Origin of the sequence: Brachybacterium nesterenkovii, assembly GCF_900163655.1 — a bacterium.
Taxonomy (GTDB): domain Bacteria; phylum Actinomycetota; class Actinomycetes; order Actinomycetales; family Dermabacteraceae; genus Brachybacterium; species Brachybacterium nesterenkovii.
The window spans coordinates 13,639-32,414 of sequence record NZ_FWFG01000116.1 but is presented as its reverse complement, the minus strand read 5'-3'; the positions used below and the strand labels follow the sequence as shown (position 1 = coordinate 32,414).

Annotated in this window: 14 protein-coding genes; 1 reads left to right on the top strand and 13 read right to left on the bottom strand. The window is 69.1% G+C overall.

Going from position 1 to position 18,776, the window contains the following annotated elements; all coding sequences use genetic code 11:
- Positions 1-44 precede the first annotated feature (44 nt).
- From rplW to rpsJ, 4 genes are read right to left on the bottom strand one after another with little or no spacing between them, the layout of a single operon-like run.
- Positions 45-347, bottom strand: a complete 303-nt coding sequence (gene rplW, locus FM110_RS13345; protein WP_087105238.1) for a 50S ribosomal protein L23 — start codon at positions 345-347, stop codon at positions 45-47.
- Positions 344-1,045: a 50S ribosomal protein L4 gene (rplD, locus tag FM110_RS13340; RefSeq protein WP_087105237.1), complete on the bottom strand. Its 702-nt coding sequence runs from the start codon at positions 1,043-1,045 to the stop codon at positions 344-346. The genes rplW and rplD overlap by 4 nt, the downstream gene beginning before the upstream one ends.
- A gap of 5 nt (positions 1,046-1,050) precedes the next feature.
- Positions 1,051-1,731 carry a 50S ribosomal protein L3 gene (gene rplC, locus FM110_RS13335; RefSeq protein WP_087105236.1) on the bottom strand — a complete coding sequence of 227 codons (681 nt, stop codon included), beginning with the start codon at positions 1,729-1,731 and terminating at the stop codon, positions 1,051-1,053.
- Between the two features lie 11 nt (positions 1,732-1,742).
- Positions 1,743-2,051: a 30S ribosomal protein S10 gene (gene rpsJ / locus FM110_RS13330; protein WP_006946210.1), complete on the bottom strand. Its 309-nt coding sequence runs from the start codon at positions 2,049-2,051 to the stop codon at positions 1,743-1,745.
- Between the two features lie 422 nt (positions 2,052-2,473).
- On the opposite strand from rpsJ, the gene FM110_RS13325 reads away from it, so the two are divergent.
- Positions 2,474-3,121, top strand: coding sequence for a general stress protein (locus FM110_RS13325; RefSeq protein WP_200810255.1), 648 nt, complete (start codon positions 2,474-2,476; stop codon positions 3,119-3,121).
- A gap of 119 nt (positions 3,122-3,240) precedes the next feature.
- On the opposite strand, the gene tuf is transcribed toward FM110_RS13325, so the two are convergent.
- The 9 genes from tuf to rplL all read right to left on the bottom strand — a co-directional run bounded on the left by tuf (position 3,241) and on the right by rplL (position 18,694).
- Positions 3,241-4,428: an elongation factor Tu gene (gene tuf / locus FM110_RS13320; protein ID WP_087105235.1), complete on the bottom strand. Its 1,188-nt coding sequence runs from the start codon at positions 4,426-4,428 to the stop codon at positions 3,241-3,243.
- A 129-nt stretch (positions 4,429-4,557) separates the two neighbouring features.
- The gene (gene fusA, locus FM110_RS13315) at positions 4,558-6,711 is read right to left on the bottom strand and encodes an elongation factor G (protein WP_087105234.1); all 2,154 of its coding nucleotides are present in this window, start codon (positions 6,709-6,711) and stop codon (positions 4,558-4,560) included.
- Positions 6,712-6,795: 84 nt separating this feature from the next.
- The gene (gene rpsG / locus FM110_RS13310; protein ID WP_087105233.1) at positions 6,796-7,266 is read right to left on the bottom strand and encodes a 30S ribosomal protein S7; all 471 of its coding nucleotides are present in this window, start codon (positions 7,264-7,266) and stop codon (positions 6,796-6,798) included.
- Entirely contained in the window at positions 7,266-7,640 is a 375-nt protein-coding gene (rpsL, locus tag FM110_RS13305; protein WP_087105232.1) for a 30S ribosomal protein S12, read from the bottom strand. Before rpsL ends, rpsG begins: the two co-directional genes overlap by 1 nt.
- Positions 7,641-8,182: 542 nt before the next feature.
- Positions 8,183-12,070, bottom strand: coding sequence for a DNA-directed RNA polymerase subunit beta' (locus FM110_RS13300; protein WP_087105231.1), 3,888 nt, complete (start codon positions 12,068-12,070; stop codon positions 8,183-8,185).
- A 112-nt stretch (positions 12,071-12,182) separates the two neighbouring features.
- Complete coding sequence (gene rpoB, locus FM110_RS13295; protein WP_087105230.1) at positions 12,183-15,662, bottom strand: DNA-directed RNA polymerase subunit beta; 3,480 nt, start codon at positions 15,660-15,662, stop codon at positions 12,183-12,185.
- A gap of 360 nt (positions 15,663-16,022) precedes the next feature.
- Positions 16,023-16,385: a carboxymuconolactone decarboxylase family protein gene (locus FM110_RS13290; protein WP_087105229.1), complete on the bottom strand. Its 363-nt coding sequence runs from the start codon at positions 16,383-16,385 to the stop codon at positions 16,023-16,025.
- A gap of 579 nt (positions 16,386-16,964) precedes the next feature.
- Positions 16,965-18,119, bottom strand: coding sequence for a magnesium transporter CorA family protein (locus FM110_RS13280; protein ID WP_159458094.1), 1,155 nt, complete (start codon positions 18,117-18,119; stop codon positions 16,965-16,967).
- Between the two features lie 185 nt (positions 18,120-18,304).
- Positions 18,305-18,694, bottom strand: coding sequence for a 50S ribosomal protein L7/L12 (rplL, locus tag FM110_RS13275; RefSeq protein WP_087105226.1), 390 nt, complete (start codon positions 18,692-18,694; stop codon positions 18,305-18,307).
- Positions 18,695-18,776: the final 82 nt, after the last annotated feature.

Below are 18,776 nucleotides of genomic sequence, written 5' to 3'. Positions count from 1 at the left end.
GGTTTCCTCAGACTCTCTTACGGCTCTTCGGTTCCTCGGGCGCCTCAGGCGACCGAGCCCCCGAAGATGTCGATGGTTCCGTCGACGAGGGTCACGATGGCGCGCTTGGTGTCCTTGCGCTTGCCCATCCCCAGACGCGTGCGACGCGTCTTGCCCTGCCGGTTGATCGTGTTCACCGAGCTCACCTTGACGTCGAAGATCTTCTCGACGGCGACCTTGATCTCGGTCTTGTTGGCGCGGCCGTCCACCAGGAAGGTGTACTTGCCCTCGTCCATCAGCCCGTAGCTCTTCTCGGAGACGACGGGGGCGACGATGATGTCGCGCGGGTCCTTGTTCAGCGTGCTCACTTGGACTCCTCCTCAGCGGCCGCAGCGGCCTTCGCCTGGGCGAAGGACGAGGTCGGCAGGGACAGCGTGGCCGAGGCGATGAAGTCCTCGAGGGCGCCGGAGGTGAAGACCACGTCGTCGGACAGCATGACGTCGTAGGTGTTCAGCTGATCGGCGTACAGGACGTGCGCGTTCGGCAGGTTCCGCGAGCTGAGCGCGCCGACCTCGTCGTCGCGACGGAGCACCACGAGGACGTGGCTGCGCTCCGAGACGGCGGACAGGGTCTTGAGCGCGGCCTTGGTCGAGGGCGCATCGCCCTCGAGCAGGGAGCTCACGACGTGGACGCGGCCGTTGCGGGCGCGATCCGAGAGGGCGCCGCGGAGGGCGGCGGCCTTCATCTTCTTGGGTGTGCGCTGGCTGTAGTCGCGCGGGACCGGCCCGTGCACGACGCCGCCGCCGGCGAACTGGGGCGCGCGGATCGAGCCCTGACGAGCGCGGCCGGTGCCCTTCTGCTTGTACGGCTTCTTGCCGCCGCCGGCGACCTCACCGCGGGTCTTCGCCTTGTGGGTGCCCTGGCGGGCAGCGGCCAGCTGGGCGACGACGACCTGGTGGATCAGCGGGACGTTGGTCTGCACATCGAAGATCGACGCGGGGAGCTCAGCGGTGCCGGCCTTCTTGCCGGCCACGTCGAGCACGTCGACGGTCAGGTTCGCTGCCATCGGACTCAGGCCTCCTTCACGGGGCTCTTGGCGGCCGTGCGGACGAGGACGACGCCGCCCTTGGGGCCGGGGACGGCGCCCTTGACGAGCACGAGGCCCTTCTCGGCGTCGACCGCGTGCACGGTCAGGTTCTGGATGCTGGCGCGCTCGCCGCCCATGCGGCCGGCCATCCGCAGGCCCTTGAAGACGCGGCCGGGCGTCGAGGCCCCGCCGATCGAACCGGGCTTGCGGTGGTTGCGGTGCGCACCGTGGGAGGCGGAGACGCCGGCGAAGCCGTGGCGCTTCATGACACCGGCGGTGCCCTTGCCCTTGGTGGTGCCGACGACGTCGACCTTCTGGCCGGCCTCGAACGCGGTGGCGTCGATCTCCTGGCCCACGGTGTACTCGGCGGCGTCGAGGGTGCGCAGCTCGGTCAGGTGACGGCGCGGGGTCACGCCGGCCTTCTCGAAGTGGCCCTTGAGCGGCTTGGACACCTTGCGGGGATCGATCTGGCCGTACGCGATCTGGATCGCGTCGTAGCCGTCGGTCTCGACGGTGCGGACCTGCGTGACGACGCACGGACCGGCCTGGACGACCGTGACGGGCACGAGCTTTCCGTTCTCGTCCCAGACCTGGGTCATGCCGACCTTGGTGCCGAGCACGCCGGTGAGGGCGCGCGCACGCTGCCCTGTCAGTTCGTTGCTCATGTCCGGATACCTCAGAGCTTGATCTCGATGTTGACGTCCGCCGGCAGGTCGAGACGCATGAGCGAGTCCACGGCCTTGGGCGTGGGATCGACGATGTCGATCAGGCGCTTGTGCGTACGCATCTCGAAGTGCTCGCGGGAGTCCTTGTACTTGTGGGGCGAACGGATCACGCAGAACACGTTCTTCTCGGTCGGAAGCGGCACCGGGCCCACGACGGTCGCACCCGCACGGGTGACGGTGTCGACGATCTTGCGCGCCGAGCTGTCGATCACCTCGTGGTCGTACGACTTCAGCCGGATGCGGATTTTCTGTCCCGCCATAGCCTTTATCGACTCTCTCTTCTTCACACGCTGTTGACATGACTGCTGTTCGTCCCGGTCCCCGCGGATGGGCGTGTCGCCTCATCCCCGCACGTCAGAGCCATTCCTTGAGCACGGCTAGGGACCATCGGTGCCGATCAGCACGCCTGCGCCCGATTCCTCGGTGCCCCTCGAACGATGCGCGCTCGGCATTCTCTCCCGCAGGAGGCCGTTCGCATCATCGGGGCGGACCACATCCGGTGATCATTCGCCGCCGCAGGACGTGTGTCCCTGCCGCGGAGAACGGAACCGGGGATGACGGTCCGCGCAGACAACTCCCCAAGTGTGCCAGGCCGGAAGCACCCATGCCAAGCGTGCGCGCTGGTGCACCCGGTCACATGCGCATCCCGGACTCTGTCGGGTCGCTCGTCTAGGCTCGCGCCATGAGCAGCCCCCGCACCACCGACTCCCCCCTCGACAACCAGCTGTTCCGCCTGCGCTTCCCGCGCTCGCTGGGCACCTACGCGAGCTACGCCGACGTCCAGGCGGTCGTCGACGCCCTCGCGGACGAGGACTTCGCCGTCGAGAACACGATGATCGTCGGCACCGACCTCCGGCTCGTCGAGCGCGTCACCGGCCGCCGTTCCTGGGGCCGCGTGATCGGCGGCGGCATCCTGTCCGGCGCATGGATGGGCCTGTTCATCGGCCTGCTGTTCTCGATGCTGTCCGAGCAGGCGCTGACGACGCTCGTCTCCTCCGTCGTCCTCGGGATCGTGTTCTTCACGGTGTGGGCGGCGATCGGCTACGCGCTCTCCAGCGGCCGGCGGGACTTCACCTCGACCACGGCGACGATCCCGATGCAGTACGAACTCCTGGTCGAGCACTCGGTGGCCGAGGAGGCGCGCCGCCTCCTGGCCGCCGCGGGCCCCTCCCTGCCCCGGCCGGTCACCAGCCCCGGCGGTGCCGGCGCGCCGGAGCAGGCCGCGTCGTCGAGCCCGCGCCCCGCCTTCGGCGGCCGCGCCTCCTACGGGCAGCCCGCGCCGGAGCGGACCGAGCCGCCGAGGGCGCAGGATCCCCGCCGCGAGGACTGAGAGGACTGAGGAGCCCGCGCATGATCGAGGGCCCCGCACCAGCGCTGCTGGTGCGGGGCCCTCGTCATGGTCCCTCCCGCGGAGGGGCCGGTCACGGCTGCGGGCTCAACCCGCGGCGATCACTTGGTGATCTTGGTGACGCGGCCGGAGCCGACGGTGCGGCCGCCCTCGCGGATCGCGAAGCCGAGGCCCTCCTCCATGGCGATCGGCTGGATCAGCTCGACCGACATCTCGGTGGAGTCGCCGGGCATGACCATCTCGGTGCCCTCGGGCAGCGTGATGACGCCGGTGACGTCGGTGGTGCGGAAGTAGAACTGCGGGCGGTAGTTCGAGTAGAACGGGTTGTGACGCCCGCCCTCGTCCTTGGACAGGATGTAGACCTGCGCCTCGAAGTTCGTGTGCGGGGTGATCGAGCCCGGCTTCACGACGACCTGGCCGCGCTCGACGTCCTCGCGCTTGGTGCCGCGGAGCAGGAGGCCGCAGTTCTCGCCGGCCCACGCCTCGTCCATCTGCTTGTGGAACATCTCGATGCCCGTGACCGTGGTCTTCTGGGGCTCGCGGATGCCGACGATCTCGACCTCGGAGTTGATGGCGAGCTTGCCGCGCTCCACCTTGCCGGTGACGACGGTGCCGCGACCGGTGATCGTGAAGACGTCCTCGATCGGCATGAGGAAGGGCTTGTCCATGTCGCGGACCGGGTCCGGGATGGACTCGTCGACGGCGGCCATGAGGTCCTGCACCGACTTGACCCACTTCTCGTCGCCCTCGAGGGCCTTGAGAGCGGAGACGCGGACGACGGGAGCGTCCTCGTCGAACTCCTGGCTGGCCAGCAGTTCGCGGACCTCCATCTCGACGAGCTCGAGGATCTCCTCGTCGTCGACCATGTCGGACTTGTTCAGCGCGACCAGCAGGTAAGGGACGCCCACCTGGCGGGCGAGCAGAACGTGCTCGCGGGTCTGGGCCATCGGGCCGTCGGTCGCGGCGACCACGAGGATGGCGCCGTCCATCTGCGCCGCACCGGTGATCATGTTCTTGATGTAGTCGGCGTGGCCGGGGGCGTCGACGTGCGCGTAGTGGCGCTTGTCGGTCTGGTACTCGATGTGCGAGATGTTGATCGTGATGCCGCGCTGCTTCTCCTCGGGCGCGTTGTCGATCTGATCGAAGTCCCGCTTCTCGTTGAGGTCCGGGAACTGGTCGTACAGGACCTTCGAGATGGCAGCCGTCAGGGTGGTCTTGCCGTGGTCGACGTGACCGATGGTGCCGATGTTGACGTGCGGCTTGGTCCGCTCGAACTTGGCCTTGGCCATGGGGTGTCCTCCTAGGACTTCTTATCTCTGGGTATTACTGATCGGGATCGGCCCACGCGCTGGCGCGTCGGCCGAAGGGCGCCGGGAGAAGGGCGGCTGATGAATACTACCGCCCCTCCCCCGCGTGCCTCACTCGCCCCGGGTCTTCGCGACGATCTCGTCCGAGATGTTCTTCGGGACCTCCGCGTAGCTGTGGAACTGCATCGTGTACATCGCACGGCCCTGGGTCTTGGACCGCAGGTCGCCGACGTACCCGAACATCTCCGACAGCGGGACGAGAGCACGCACGATCTTCACGCCGCTCGCGTCCTCCATCGACTGGACCTGCCCGCGACGCGAGTTCAGGTCGCCGATGACATCGCCCATGTACTCCTCGGGGGTGCGCACCTCGACATCCATGAGGGGCTCGAGGATCACGGGGTTCGCCTTGCGCAGGGCCTCCTTGGTGGCCATGGAGCCTGCGATCTTGAACGCCATCTCCGAGGAGTCGACGTCGTGGTACGCGCCGTCGACCAGGGTCGCCTTGACGTTGACCACGGGGTAGCCGGCGAGCACGCCCGACTGCAGGGCGTCCTGGATGCCGGCGTCGACCGACGGGATGTACTCGCGCGGGACGCGGCCGCCGGTGACGGCGTTGTCGAACTCGTAGAACACGCCGTCCTCGGCGTCCTCGAGGGGCGCGAAGGTGAGCTGGACCTTGGCGAACTGGCCGGAGCCGCCTGTCTGCTTCTTGTGGGTGAAGTCGAACTTCTCCACGGCGCGGCGGATGGTCTCGCGGTAGGCCACCTGGGGCTTGCCGATGTTCGCCTCGACCTTGAACTCGCGGCGCATGCGGTCCACGAGGATGTCGAGGTGGAGCTCGCCCATGCCCTTGATGACCGTCTGCCCGGTCTCCTCGTCGAGCTCGACCTGGAAGGTCGGGTCCTCCTTGGCGAGCTTCTGGATGGCGACGGACAGCTTCTCCTGGTCGCCCTTGGTCTTGGGCTCGATGGCCACGGAGATCACGGGCTCGGGGAAGGTCATCGACTCCAGCTGCACCGGGTTCGCCGGATCGGCCAGGGTGTCACCGGTGTTGGTGTCCTTGAGCCCGATGAACGCGTAGATGTGGCCGGCGAAGGCCTCGTCCACGGGGTTCTCCTGGTTGGAGTGCATCTGGAACAGCTTGCCGATGCGCTCCTTCTTGCCGGTGGTGGCGTTGAGCACCTGGTCACCGGACTTCACGTGGCCCGAGTAGACGCGCACGTAGGTGAGCGTGCCGAAGAACGGGTGCGTGGCGACCTTGAACGCGAGGGCCGAGAAGGGCTCCTCCGTCGAGGGCTTGCGGATGATCTCCTTCTCCTCGTCGCGCACGTCGTGGCCGACCATCGGCGGCACGTCGACGGGCGAGGGCAGGAAGTCGATCACGGCGTCGAGCATGGGCTGGACGCCCTTGTTCTTGAACGCCGAGCCGGCGAAGACCGGGTACGCCTGCGAGGTGGTCGTCAGCTCGCGGATGCCCGCCTTGAGCTGGTCGATCGTCAGATCGCCCTCCTCGAGGTAGGCGTTCATGAGCTCCTCGGAGCTCTCGGCGACGTCCTCGACCAGCTTGGCGCGGTACTCGTCGACCGTGTCCTGCAGCTCGGCGGGGATCGGGACCTCGACCTGGAGCTGACCGAGGGCGGCGTCGCCGGCCTTCTTGCCGAAGGGCTTGGCGGACGCCTCGTCCGGGAAGATCTCGGGCCACTCGTAGGCCTTCATGTTCAGCAGGTCGACGACGCCGCGGAACTCGTTCTCCGCGCCGATCGGGACCTGCATCACCAGCGGCTTGGCCTTGAGGCGGTCGACGATGGTGCGCACGGTGAAGAAGAAGTCCGCGCCGAGCTTGTCCATCTTGTTGACGAAGCAGATGCGGGGGACCTCGTACTTGTCGGCCTGGCGCCACACGGTCTCCGACTGGGGCTCCACGCCCTCCTTGCCGTCGAACACGGCGACCGCGCCGTCGAGCACGCGCAGCGAGCGCTCCACCTCGACGGTGAAGTCCACGTGGCCGGGCGTGTCGATGATGTTGATCTGGCTGTCGTGCCAGTAGCAGGTCGTCGCGGCCGACGTGATCGTGATGCCGCGCTCCTTCTCCTGCTCCATCCAGTCCATCGTGCCGGCGCCGTCGTGCGTCTCGCCGATCTTGTAGTTCACACCGGTGTAGTACAGGATGCGCTCGGTGGTGGTGGTCTTGCCGGCATCGATGTGGGCCATAATGCCGATGTTGCGAACCTTCGTGAGGTCGCTGAGCACTGCGAGTGCCACGGGCTGCTGCCTTTCTGTGGGCAAAGGGGTCGACGTGAGGTCGAGGACGGGCGGACCCCGCGGATGCGGGGCCCGCCCGGGGGCTCACCAGCGGTAGTGAGCGAAGGCCTTGTTGGACTCGGCCATCTTGTGCGTGTCCTCGCGGCGCTTGACCGCGGCCCCGAGGCCGTTGGAGGCGTCGAGGATCTCGTTCATGAGGCGCTCGGTCATGGTGTGCTCGCGACGGGCGCGCGAGTAGCCGACCAGCCAGCGCAGCGCCAGCGTGGTCGAGCGGCCCGGGCGGACCTCGACGGGGACCTGGTAGGTCGCGCCGCCGACGCGGCGGGAGCGGACCTCGAGGCTCGGACGGATGTTGTCCATGGCCTTCTTCAGGGTCGCGACGGGATCCTGGCCGTTCTTCTCGCGGCAGCCCTCGAGGGCGCCGTAGACGATCGACTCGGCGACGGTCTTCTTGCCGTCGAGGAGGATCTTGTTGATGAGCTGGGTGACCAGCGGCGAGCCGTAGACCGGGTCGACGACGAGCTGGCGCTTGGGAGCTGCTCCCTTACGAGGCATTACTTCTTCTCCTTCTTGGCGCCGTAGCGGGAGCGGGCCTGCTGGCGGCCCTTCACGCCCTGGGTGTCGAGCGAACCGCGGACGATCTTGTATCGCACACCGGGGAGGTCCTTCACGCGGCCGCCGCGCACGAGCACGATCGAGTGCTCCTGCAGGTTGTGGCCGACGCCCGGGATGTACGCCGTGACCTCGATGCCCGTGGACAGACGCACGCGGGCGATCTTCCGCAGGGCCGAGTTCGGCTTCTTGGGGGTGGTGGTGTAGACGCGGGTGCAGACACCGCGGCGCTGGGGCGAGCCCTTGAGCGCGGGCGTCTTGGACGACGAGGACTTCGCCGACCGTCCCTTGCGCACCAACTGCTGAATAGTGGGCACTTCAACTCTTCCTGTTCGGCCCTGGACCCTGTTGAGGTCCGGGGATCGACATCTTGCGACCGCTCACGCGGCCAGCGACCCGTCCTCGCGCTCCGCGCGGCGCGAGCCGCGGGGGTACGAGGGGACGACCCGCTCGGGCGGCGCAGGGGCCGCCCGTGCGTCCGGCACCGTGACCGCCGCAGGATCGGGACTGCTGATTCCGCATGCGGGCACGCCGCGAGGATCCGCTCCTCGCGGGGGACCCTGCCTCGCCGCCGATCCGCCGCGAGGGGCGGAGCGGACCGCGAGGACCGGTCCCAGTCGTGGTCCGAGCTGCCATGTCGCTGCCATGTCGTCGCCATGAAGCGGTGATGCGGCTGCCAGAGGGCACTCCGGACGCACTCGTGATTCTACAAACCGCGCTCGCAGGGGGTCAAAGGGCCCGGGGAGGTCGGTCGCACATCACATCCCGGGGACGGCCGAGGGCCGGTCCCCGCGCTCGGCGGGAACCGGCCCTCGGCCGTGCACTCGCCCGGGCGCGCGGCCCGGGCGAGCGTCTCGGCTCAGCGGAAGTCCGTGCGGAACGGATCCGAGAAGTCGAAGTCGTCGAGATTGACCGACGGCTGGGACGTGCCGAAGCCCGAGTAATCGAGCTCGTCGTAGCCCGGGACCTGGTACATCTGCGCCTTGGCCTCGTCGGTCGGCTCCACTACGATCCGGCGGAAGCGGGGCAGGCCCGTTCCGGCGGGGATCAGCTTGCCGATGATGACGTTCTCCTTGAGCCCCATGAGCTGATCGCTCTTGCGGTTCAGGGCGGCCTCGGTGAGCACGCGGGTCGTCTCCTGGAAGGAGGCGGCCGACAGCCACGAGTCCGTCGCGAGCGACGCCTTCGTGATGCCCATGAGCTCCGGTCGGCCCGAGGCGGGCTGGCCGCCCTCGGAGACGATCCGGCGGTTCTCCTGCTCGAAGACCACGCGCTCGGCGAAGTCGCCGGGCAGCAGGTCCGTGTCGCCGGACTCGATGACCGTCACGCGGCGCAGCATCTGGCGCACGATGACCTCGATGTGCTTGGCGTGGATGTCCACGCCCTGCGAGATGTACACCTTCTGGACCTCGTCCACGAGGTGCTGCTGCACGGCGCGGGGGCCGAGGATGCGCAGCACCTGCTTGGGATCGACGGAGCCCTGGGTGAGCTGCTGGCCCACCTCGACGCTCTCGCCGTCGGCCACGCGCAGCGAGACGCGGCGCGAGACGGTGTAGGTCACCGGCTCCGAGCCGTCGTCCGGGGTGATCGTGAGGCGGCGCTGTTTGTCCGTCTCCTCGATCTCCACGCGGCCGGCGACCTCGGTGATCGGCGCGAAGCCGGCCGGGGTGCGGGCCTCGAACAGCTCCTGCACACGCGGGAGGCCGTGCGTGATGTCGCCGTCCGCGCTCGCCACGCCGCCGGTGTGGAAGGTGCGCATGGTCAGCTGCGTGCCGGGCTCGCCGATCGACTGGGCCGCGACGATGCCGACGGCCTCGCCGATGTCCACGAGCTGGCCGGTCGCGAGCGAGCGGCCGTAGCACTTGGCGCAGGTGCCCACGGCGGAGTCGCAGGTCAGCACCGAGCGGATCTTGACCTCGGTGACGCCCGCCGCGACGAGCTGCGCGATCAGGACATCGCCCACGTCGGAGCCGGCCTCGGCCAGGACGGTGCCGTCCTCGGCCGTGACCGCCGTGGCCAGCGTGCGGCCGTAAACGGTGGTCTCGACGTTGTCGGCCTCGCGGACGATGCCGGCCTCCTCGACGCCGATCGGCAGGACGAGGCCCTTGGACGTGCCGCAGTCCTCCTCGCGCACGATGACGTCCTGGGAGACGTCGACGAGACGGCGCGTGAGGTAGCCCGACTGCGCGGTCTTCAGCGCCGTGTCCGCCAGGCCCTTGCGGGAGCCGTGCGAGGCGATGAAGTACTCGAGCACCGACAGGCCCTCGCGGTAGTTCGAGAGGATCGGGCGCGGGATGATCTCGCCCTTCGGGTTGGTCACCAGGCCGCGCATGCCGGCGATCTGGCGGATCTGCATCCAGTTGCCTCGCGCACCGGAGTCGACCATCCGGAAGATGGTGTTGTCGCGGTGGAAGTTCGCGCGCATCGCCTGGTCGACCTCGTTGGTCGCCTCGGTCCAGATGTCGATCAGCTCCGAGTTGCGCTCGGCCTCCGACACCAGGCCCAGGTCGCGGTTCTCCTGCACCTGGGCGGCCTTGGCCTCGAACTTCGCGATGATCTCGCCCTTGCTCGGCGGGGCCACGACGTCCGAGAACGCGAAGGTGACGCCCGAGCGGGTGGACCACGAGAAGCCGTAGGACTTCAGCGCATCGAGCGACGCGGAGACCTGGACCTTCGGGTAGCGCTCGGCGAGCTCGTTGACGATCCCGCCCAGGCGCTTCTTGCCGACCTGGCCCTCCACGTACGGGAAGTCCAGCGGCAGCGTCTCGTTGAAGTAGACGGTGCCCAGCGTGGTCTCCAGGGTGATCGGGTCGCCCTGCTCCCAGCCCTCCGGCGCCTCCCAGCCCTGCGGCGGCACGATGTCGGTGAAGCGGATCTTCACGGGAGCGTTCAGATCCAGCTCGCGGGCGTCGTGGGCCATGATCGCCTCGGAGACCGACGCGAACGCGCGGCCGGCGCCCTCGGCCTCCTCCTTGACGGTCGTCAGGTGGTACAGGCCGATGATCATGTCCTGCGCGGGCATGGTCACCGGACGGCCGTCCGACGGCTTGAGGATGTTGTTGCTCGAGAGCATGAGGATGCGGGCCTCGGCCTGCGCCTCCACCGACAGCGGCACGTGCACGGCCATCTGGTCGCCGTCGAAGTCCGCGTTGAAGGCGGCGCAGACGAGCGGGTGCAGGTGGATGGCCTTGCCCTCGACGAGCTGCGGCTCGAAGGCCTGGATGCCCAGGCGGTGCAGCGTCGGCGCGCGGTTGAGCAGCACCGGGTGCTCGCGGATGACCTCCTCGAGCACGTCCCAGACCTCGGGGCGGGCGCGCTCGACCATGCGCTTGGCGGCCTTGACGTTCTGCGCGTGCGACAGGTCCACGAGGCGCTTCATGACGAACGGCTTGAACAGCTCGAGCGCCATGCCCTTGGGCAGGCCGCACTGGTGCAGGTGCAGCTGCGGGCCGTTGACGATCACGGAGCGGCCCGAGTAGTCCACGCGCTTGCCCAGCAGGTTCTGGCGGAAGCGCCCCTGCTTGCCCTTGAGCATGTCGGAGAGCGACTTCAGGGGACGGTTGCCCGGGCCCGTGACGGGGCGACCGCGACGGCCGTTGTCGAACAGCGAGTCGACCGACTCCTGCAGCATGCGCTTCTCGTTGTTCACGATGATCTCGGGCGCACCGAGATCCAGCAGGCGCTTGAGGCGGTTGTTGCGGTTGATGACGCGGCGGTACAGGTCGTTGAGGTCGGAGGTCGCGAAGCGGCCGCCGTCCAGCTGCACCATCGGACGCAGATCCGGGGGGATCACCGGGACGGCTTCCAGGACCATGCCGACGGGCGAATTGGTCGTGGAGCGGAAGGCGGAGACGACCTTGAGGCGCTTGAGCGCACGAGCCTTCTTCTGCCCCTTGCCGGTGGCGATGATCTCGCGCAGGGTCTCGGCCTCGGAGTCGAGGTCGAAGTCCTGCAGGCGCTTCTGGATCGCCTCGGCGCCCATGCCGCCCTCGAAGTACGTGCCGTAGCGCAGCTTCATGGCGCGGTAGAGCTGCTCATCGCCCTCGAGGTCGGCGACCTTGAGGTTCTTGAAGCGGTCCCACACGGCCGTGATGCGGTCGATCTCGGCGTCGTACTTCTTGCGGATCTGGGCCTGCTCGCGCTCGGCGGAGTCACGGACCTTGCGCTTGGCGTCGGCCTTGGCCCCCTCCTCCTCGAGCTTGGCGAGGTCCTGCTCGGCGGAGACGGCGCGGTCGTTGATCGCCGCGTCGCGCTCCTTCTCGAGCTCGCGGATCTCCAGGTCGTGACGGGCCTGCAGGTCCGGCATGTCCTCGTGGCGCGCGTCGGCGTCCACGGCGGTGATCATGTACGCCGCGAAGTAGATGACCTTCTCGAGGTCCTTGGGCGCGAGGTCCAGGAGGTAGCCCAGGCGGCTGGGCACGCCCTTGAAGTACCAGATGTGGGTGACCGGGGCGGCCAGCTCCACGTGCCCCATGCGCTCGCGGCGCACGTTGGACTTGGTGACCTCCACGCCGCAGCGCTCGCAGACGATGCCCTTGAAGCGGACGCGCTTGTACTTGCCGCAGTAGCACTCCCAGTCCCGGGTGGGGCCGAAGATGCGCTCGCAGAACAGGCCGTCCATCTCGGGCTTCAGGGTGCGGTAGTTGATGGTCTCGGGCTTCTTGACCTCGCCGTGGCTCCAGGCGCGGATGTCATCGGCGGTGGCGAGCCCGATGCGGAGCTCGTCGAAGGTGTTGACGTCGAGCACAGATGTCCTTCTCTCGAATCGAAAATCTCGTAGGTCTGATGGATCTCAGGTCGCGGGGCCGCTCCGCGCCCGCCGTTCGCCCGAGGGCGGTGCAGGGCGCGGAGCGGATCCGTCAGACCTCTTCGATGGAGCCGACGCCCTCGTGCGGGCGGCGGGACAGATCGATGCCGAGCTCCTCGGCGGCGCGGAAGACGTCCTCATCGGCCTCCCGGACCTCCATGCTCTGACCGTCGGAGGACAGGACCTCGACGTTCAGGCACAGCGACTGCATCTCCTTGAGCAGCACGCGGAAGGACTCCGGGATGCCCGGCTCGGGCACGTTCTCGCCCTTGACAATCGCCTCGTAGACCTTCACGCGGCCGGAGATGTCGTCCGACTTGATGGTCAGCAGCTCCTGCAGCGCGTACGCGGCACCGTAGGCCTCCAGGGCCCACACCTCCATCTCGCCGAAGCGCTGGCCGCCGAACTGGGCCTTACCGCCCAGCGGCTGCTGCGTGATCATCGAGTACGGGCCCGTCGAGCGCGCGTGCAGCTTGTCGTCCACGAGGTGGTGGAGCTTGAGGATGTACATGTAGCCCACCGAGATCGGCTCCGGGAACGGCTCGCCGGAGCGGCCGTCGAACAGGCGCGCCTTGCCATCGGGGCGGACCATGCGGTCGCCATCGCGGTTGGGCGTGTGGTTGGCGATGAGCTCGTTGAGCTCCTCCCCCGACAGGCCGTCGAAGACCGGGACGGACACGGGGGTGCCCGGCTCGCCCTTCAGCGCGGACTCGGGCAGGTCCTTGGCGACCTCGGAGCCCGTCAGGTCCCAGCCGTTCTTGGCGACGTAGCCGAGGTGGGTCTCCATCACCTGTCCGATGTTCATGCGCCCGGGCACGCCCATCGGGTTGAGGATGATGTCGACCGGGGTGCCGTCCTCGAGGAACGGCATGTCCTCGACCGGGTTGATCTTCGCGATGACGCCCTTGTTGCCGTGGCGACCGGCCAGCTTGTCGCCGTCGGTGATCTTGCGCTTCTGGGCGATGTAGACGCGGACCATCTCATTGACGCCCGTGGGCAGGATGTCGCCCTCGTCGTCCTCACTGAAGACCTGCACGCCGATGACGGTGCCGGACTCGCCGTGGGGCACGCGCAGCGACGTGTCGCGGACCTCGCGGGCCTTCTCGCCGAAGATGGCGCGCAGCAGACGCTCCTCCGGGGTCAGCTCGGTCTCGCCCTTCGGGGTCACCTTGCCGACCAGGATGTCGCCCGGCTCGACCTCGGCGCCGATGCGAATGATGCCGCGCTCGTCGAGGTCCGCCAGCACGTCGTCGCCGACGTTGGGGATGTCGCGGGTGATCTCCTCGCGGCCCAGCTTGGTGTCACGGGCGTCGACCTCGTGCTCCTCGATGTGGATCGAGGTGAGGACGTCGTCGGAGACCATGCGCGAGGACAGGATGATGCCGTCCTCGTAGTTGTGGCCCTCCCAGGACATGAACGCGACCAGCAGGTTCTTGCCGAGCGAGAGCTCGCCCTCGTCGGTCGAGGGGCCGTCGGCCAGGATCGAACCGGCCTCGACGCGGTCGCCCTCGTTCCACAGCACGCGCTGGTTGTAGCAGTTGCCCGCGTTGGAGCGCTCGAACTTGCCGATCGGGTAGGTCTGGCGGGTGCCGTCGTCGGCCATCACGGAGATGAGGTCCGCGGACAGCTCCTCGATGACGCCGGCCTTCTCGGCGGTGATGACGTCGCCTGCGTCCACGGCGGCACGGCGCTCCATGCCGGTGCCGACCAGCGGCATCTCGGCGCGCAGCAGCGGCACGGCCTGGCGCTGCATGTTGGCGCCCATGAGCGCGCGGTTGGCGTCGTCGTGCTCGAGGAAGGGGATCATCGCGGTCGCGACCGACACCATCTGGCGAGCCGAGACGTCCATGTAATCGACCTCATCCGCGGGGACCAGGTCCGGCTCGCCGCCGGAGAGGCGCACGAGCACCTGCTCCTCGGAGAACGTGCCGTCCTCGTCCAGCGGCGCGTTGGCCTGGGCGATGATGTGGCGGTCCTCGTCGTCGGCGGTCAGGTAGACGATCTCGTCGGTGACCTTGCCGTCGGTGACCTTGCGGTACGGGGTCTCGATGAAGCCGAACGGGTTGATCCGCGCGAACGTCGCGAGCGAGCCGATGAGGCCGATGTTCGGGCCCTCGGGAGTCTCGATCGGGCACATGCGGCCGTAGTGGCTCGGGTGGACGTCGCGGACCTCCATGCCGGCGCGGTCGCGCGAGAGGCCGCCCGGGCCCAGCGCCGAGAGGCGGCGCTTGTGGGTCAGGCCCGACAGCGGGTTGTTCTGGTCCATGAACTGCGACAGCTGCGAGGTGCCGAAGAACTCCTTGATCGCGGCCGTCACGGGACGGATGTTGATCAGGGTCAGCGGGGTGATCGCCTCGACGTCCTGCGTGGTCATGCGCTCGCGGACGACGCGCTCCATGCGGGACAGGCCGGTGCGGACCTGGTTCTGGATGAGCTCGCCGACGGCGCGGATGCGTCGGTTGCCGAAGTGGGCGATGTCGTCGGTCTCGACGCGCACCGTCCGGTTCTCGCCCTGCATCTCGGTCAGGCCGTCGTGGAGGGAGACGATGTACTTCACAGCGCCGACGATGTCGGACAGCGTGAGGGTCGACTGCGACAGCGGGTTGTCGAGCCCGAGCTTCTTGTCGATCTTGTAGCGGCCGACCTTGGCGAGGTCGTAGCGCTTGTCGTTGAAGTACAGGTTGTTGAGCATCGCCTCGCCGGCGTCGCGGCTCGGCGGCTCGCCCGGACGCTGCTTGCGGTAGATGCCCATGAGCGCCTCGTCCTGCGAGGAGACGCGGTCCTTCTCGAGCGTCGAGCGCATGGACTCGAACTCGCCGAACTCCTCGAGGATGTCGCTGTGGGACATGCCGAGGGCCTGCAGCAGCGTGGTCACGGACTGCTTGCGCTTGCGGTCGATGCGCACGCCCACCTGATCGCGCTTGTCGATCTCGAACTCGAGCCACGCGCCGCGCGAGGGGATGAACTTCGCCGAGAAGACGTGCTTGTCGCTCGTCTTGTCGATGGACTCCTCGAAGTACACGCCCGGGGAGCGCACCAGCTGCGAGACGACGACGCGCTCGGTGCCGTTGATGATGAAGGTGCCCTTGTCGGTCATGAGCGGGAAGTCGCCCATGAAGACCGTCTGGGTCTTGATCTCGCCGGTCTCGTTGTTCATGAACTCAGCGATGACGTACAGCGGCGCGGAGTAGGTGAGGTCCTTCTCCTTGCACTCGTCGACCGTGAACTTCGGGTCGTCGAAGGTGTGGTCCCGGAAGGACAGAGACATGTTGCCCGCGAAGTCCTCGATCGGGGAGATCTCCTCGAAGATGTCCGCGAGACCGGAGGTCTGCGGCTCGTCCTCGCGACCGGCGGCCGCGGCCTCGGCGGCGCGCTCCTGCCAGCGCTCGTTGCCCAGGAGCCAGTCGAAGCTCTTGGTCTGCAGGGAGAGGAGGTCTGGGACCTCCAGGGGGTCGCCCAGCTTCGCGAATGTCACGCGGGGCGAGGCGGTGCGGGCGGAGACAGCGGAGAAATCGGTGCTCGAGGCAGCCAAGGGGGGTCCTTCCACAGGCCGACGACAGTGGGGCGCGACCGTTCACAACGACGTGCGACCGGATGCGGACAGACCTCCGGCGGAGCAGGGGGTCGATTCGCGAGCACGGGCACGGCAGCTGAGAGCACAGCGCAAAGACTGAGCGTAGCCGAAGAGCACGGATGGACACAAGAGGTGCGCGTCACCTCGGTCCATCCGCGTCGGCCGCTATATGCCTGGCGCGGACGGCGGGCCTCCTGCCCTGTTCGGGGTGCGCACCCGCCCGACATCGGCGGCGGAAGGTGCTCGGCAGGAACGGCTCGCGTTCGGGTTCAAGGATGAGGGGAAAGTCTCGGCGAGTCAAGCAGGCGCGCGTCCGCGTCAGTCGACCGGCTCGCCCAGCATGCTTATGAGGCGGTTGGCCCAGGCGAACATCGCGGCGACGGCACCGACCACGGCTATCTCCGCGTCCCCCGCGCCCAGTCCCCGCAGCTCGACCGCCTCGTCGACGGGCACGGCGGGCACCGGGGCGGCGAGCGCCTGCGCGAGGCGGGCCACCGCCCGATCCCGTTCGCCCTCCAGCGCCTCGGCGCCGGCGTCCGCGTCCGCGTCCGCGAGCAGGGTCGCGGTCCGCTCGTCCCGCGTCTCGAGGAAATGACGGCGCCCGTGCACCGAGGCGCAGAAGACGCAGGGCGTGCGCAGAGAGACGGCCAGCGCCGCGAGCTCCCGCTCCCCCGTGCTCACCCTGGACGAGCCTGGTCAGCTGGCAGCCCGGTATCGCGAAGACGCCCATGTCCACGCCGTTGCGCATCGACATCGCGATCTGCTGCGCCGCGTTGGAGTCCGAGAGCACCGTGACCTGGACGTCGACGCCGGGGTGGTCGGCGCGGAAACCCTTGACGACGCGCTGGAACAGCTCGAGCGTGGCCGGGTCGTTCTCGACCGTGCAGAAGGGGACGACGTGCGGATCCGCCTGGCCGACCGCTCCCGCGAGCCCGCCGGCGCAGCCGCTGAGGGTCGCGGAGGCCGCGAGGGCGGCACCGCCGTGCAGCAGGGCGCGGCGGCCCAGCGCCCGCCCGCCGGGTCGGCTCTCCGTGGGCATGGCCCTCCTCCGCGCTGCGCCAATCGGACCGGGTCCGACACGAACGGGTCCGACACGAACGGGTCCGACACGAACGGGTCCGACACAGAGGCATAAGTCCTGCTGTGCTCTGTCGACGCCCTACGTTATGAGTGGAGGAAGGGCGCATCAATTCGTCCGCCGTATCGCGGACACACGACGTCATCCCGGCACGCACGCCCCCGACCGGGCACGTCGCCGCGTCACAGCCAGCCGCGCCGCCGCAGCGCCCACCAGATCGTGGCGGCCGGCACGACCACGGTGAGCACCGCGAGCACGAGCCCCAGCGGGCTCGACTGCCCCGGGTAGGGCACGTTCATCCCGTACCAGCCCGTGGCGAGGGTGGGGACCGAGACCACGGCGGCCCAGCCGGCGAGGCGCTGCATCACCTCGTTCAGGCGCTGGTCCTGCAGCGACAGATGCGTCTCGAACACGGTCGCGATCATGTCCCGCAGCGACTCCGTCCACTCCGTCACCCGCAGGATGTGGTCGAGCAGGTCGGCGTACAGCGCATCGAGCCGCGCGGCCCCTCCCCCGGCCCCCGCGTCCTCGGGACGGCGGCGCCACAGCGCCGAGTGCACGTCGCGCAGCGGCAGCACCGCGCGTCGCAGCGCGACCAGCTCCTTGCGCAGCGCGTACGCACGGCGCTGAAAGCCCTCGAGATGCGCCGAGCGGTCGAACAGGTCCTCCTCGAGGTCCTCGATGCGGTCGTCGAGGAACTGGGTGGCGTCGAATAGCCCGTCGACGACGACGTCGAGCAGGCCGTGCACGAGGCCGTAGGGACCCAGGCGGCGGGCATCGCCGAGCCCCCGCCACCCCGCCTCCACGGCGTCGGGCGTCAGCGCGTCGTCCGAGCGCACGGCCAGGACGCCTCCGGGGAGCACGAAGCCGGAGACCCGGGTGTGGGCGAACAGGGCTTCCCCGAAGGACGCCTCGGCCTCCTGCCCCTCGAGCACGCGGTCAAGCAGGGCGTCGGCGGCGTCGGCCGCGGCCGCCCCGGCGGCGTCGGGCGCGGCATCCGGGCCCGCGGGTGCCCGCCGAGCGCGCTCGTCGACCTCGATCGCGCGCGCCACATCGCTGCGGGGCGTGAGGGCGTAGACGACGAAAGTGGCGTGGTCCTCATGCTGCGCGGCCTTCGGGCGCTCGCGCGGGGCGATCGCGTCCTCGATCTCGAGGGCGTGCAGGCCCAGGGGCGCGCCGACCTCCGTCAGCTCCGACGCCGTGGGGGCCAGCAGGTCCACCCACACCAGGGAGTCCGGGTCCATCAGGGCGGCGACGACCGCCTCGGGATCATCGGTCTCCCGGACCTCGGGATCGCGGGACGCGGACGTCCAGGCGGTGATGCGAGCGCTCAGCATGGGCGACATCCTCGCACTGCGGCGCGCTGTCGCGCGGCGGAGCGCTCTCGCACGGCGGGGCCGGGGCGCGCCCGCCGCGCGTCCCGAGCACGCGGATCCCCCGGGCATGGCGAAGGGCCGCCCCGCCTGAGCGGGACGACCCTTCGCGGATCAGCGGCGCGCGGAGGGATCCGCGCGCCCCGAGGTCACTTGACGGTGACGGTGGCGCCGGCGCCCTCGAGCTGCTCCTTGGCCTTGTCGGCCGCGGCCTGGTCGACCTTCTCCACGACGGCCTTGGGGGCGCCGTCGACGAGGTCCTTGGCCTCCTTCAGACCGAGGCCCGTCAGAGCGCGCACCTCCTTGATGACGGCGATCTTGGCCGAGCCGGCCGACTCGAGGATGACGTCGAACTCGGTCTGCTCCTCGGCGGCCGCGGCGGCATCGCCACCGGCGGCGCCGCCGGCGGCGGCGACGGCCACGGGGGCAGCGGCGGTGACGTCGAAGACCTCCTCGAACTGCTTCACGAACTCGGAGAGCTCGATGAGGGACATCTCCTTGAAAGCCTCGATGAGCTCGTCGTTGCTGAGCTTCGCCATGGTGGCGTTCCTTCCTGTTGGGGGGACCCGCGCAGGGGCCCCGTCCGGGGGTATGCGGCGCTCGTGCGCCTGATCGGGTTCC

Coding starts and splice junctions, on each gene's coding strand:
- rpsJ (WP_006946210.1), bottom strand. CDS start 2,051: ATGGCGGGACAGAAAATCCGCATCCGGCTGAAGTCGTACGACCACGAG.
- tuf (WP_087105235.1), bottom strand. CDS start 4,428: ATGGCCAAGGCCAAGTTCGAGCGGACCAAGCCGCACGTCAACATCGGC.
- rplD (WP_087105237.1), bottom strand. CDS start 1,045: ATGGCAGCGAACCTGACCGTCGACGTGCTCGACGTGGCCGGCAAGAAG.
- rplC (WP_087105236.1), bottom strand. CDS start 1,731: ATGAGCAACGAACTGACAGGGCAGCGTGCGCGCGCCCTCACCGGCGTG.
- rpsG (WP_087105233.1), bottom strand. CDS start 7,266: ATGCCTCGTAAGGGAGCAGCTCCCAAGCGCCAGCTCGTCGTCGACCCG.
- rplL (WP_087105226.1), bottom strand. CDS start 18,694: ATGGCGAAGCTCAGCAACGACGAGCTCATCGAGGCTTTCAAGGAGATG.
- FM110_RS13280 (WP_159458094.1), bottom strand. CDS start 18,119: ATGCTGAGCGCTCGCATCACCGCCTGGACGTCCGCGTCCCGCGATCCC.
- FM110_RS13325 (WP_200810255.1), top strand. CDS start 2,474: ATGAGCAGCCCCCGCACCACCGACTCCCCCCTCGACAACCAGCTGTTC.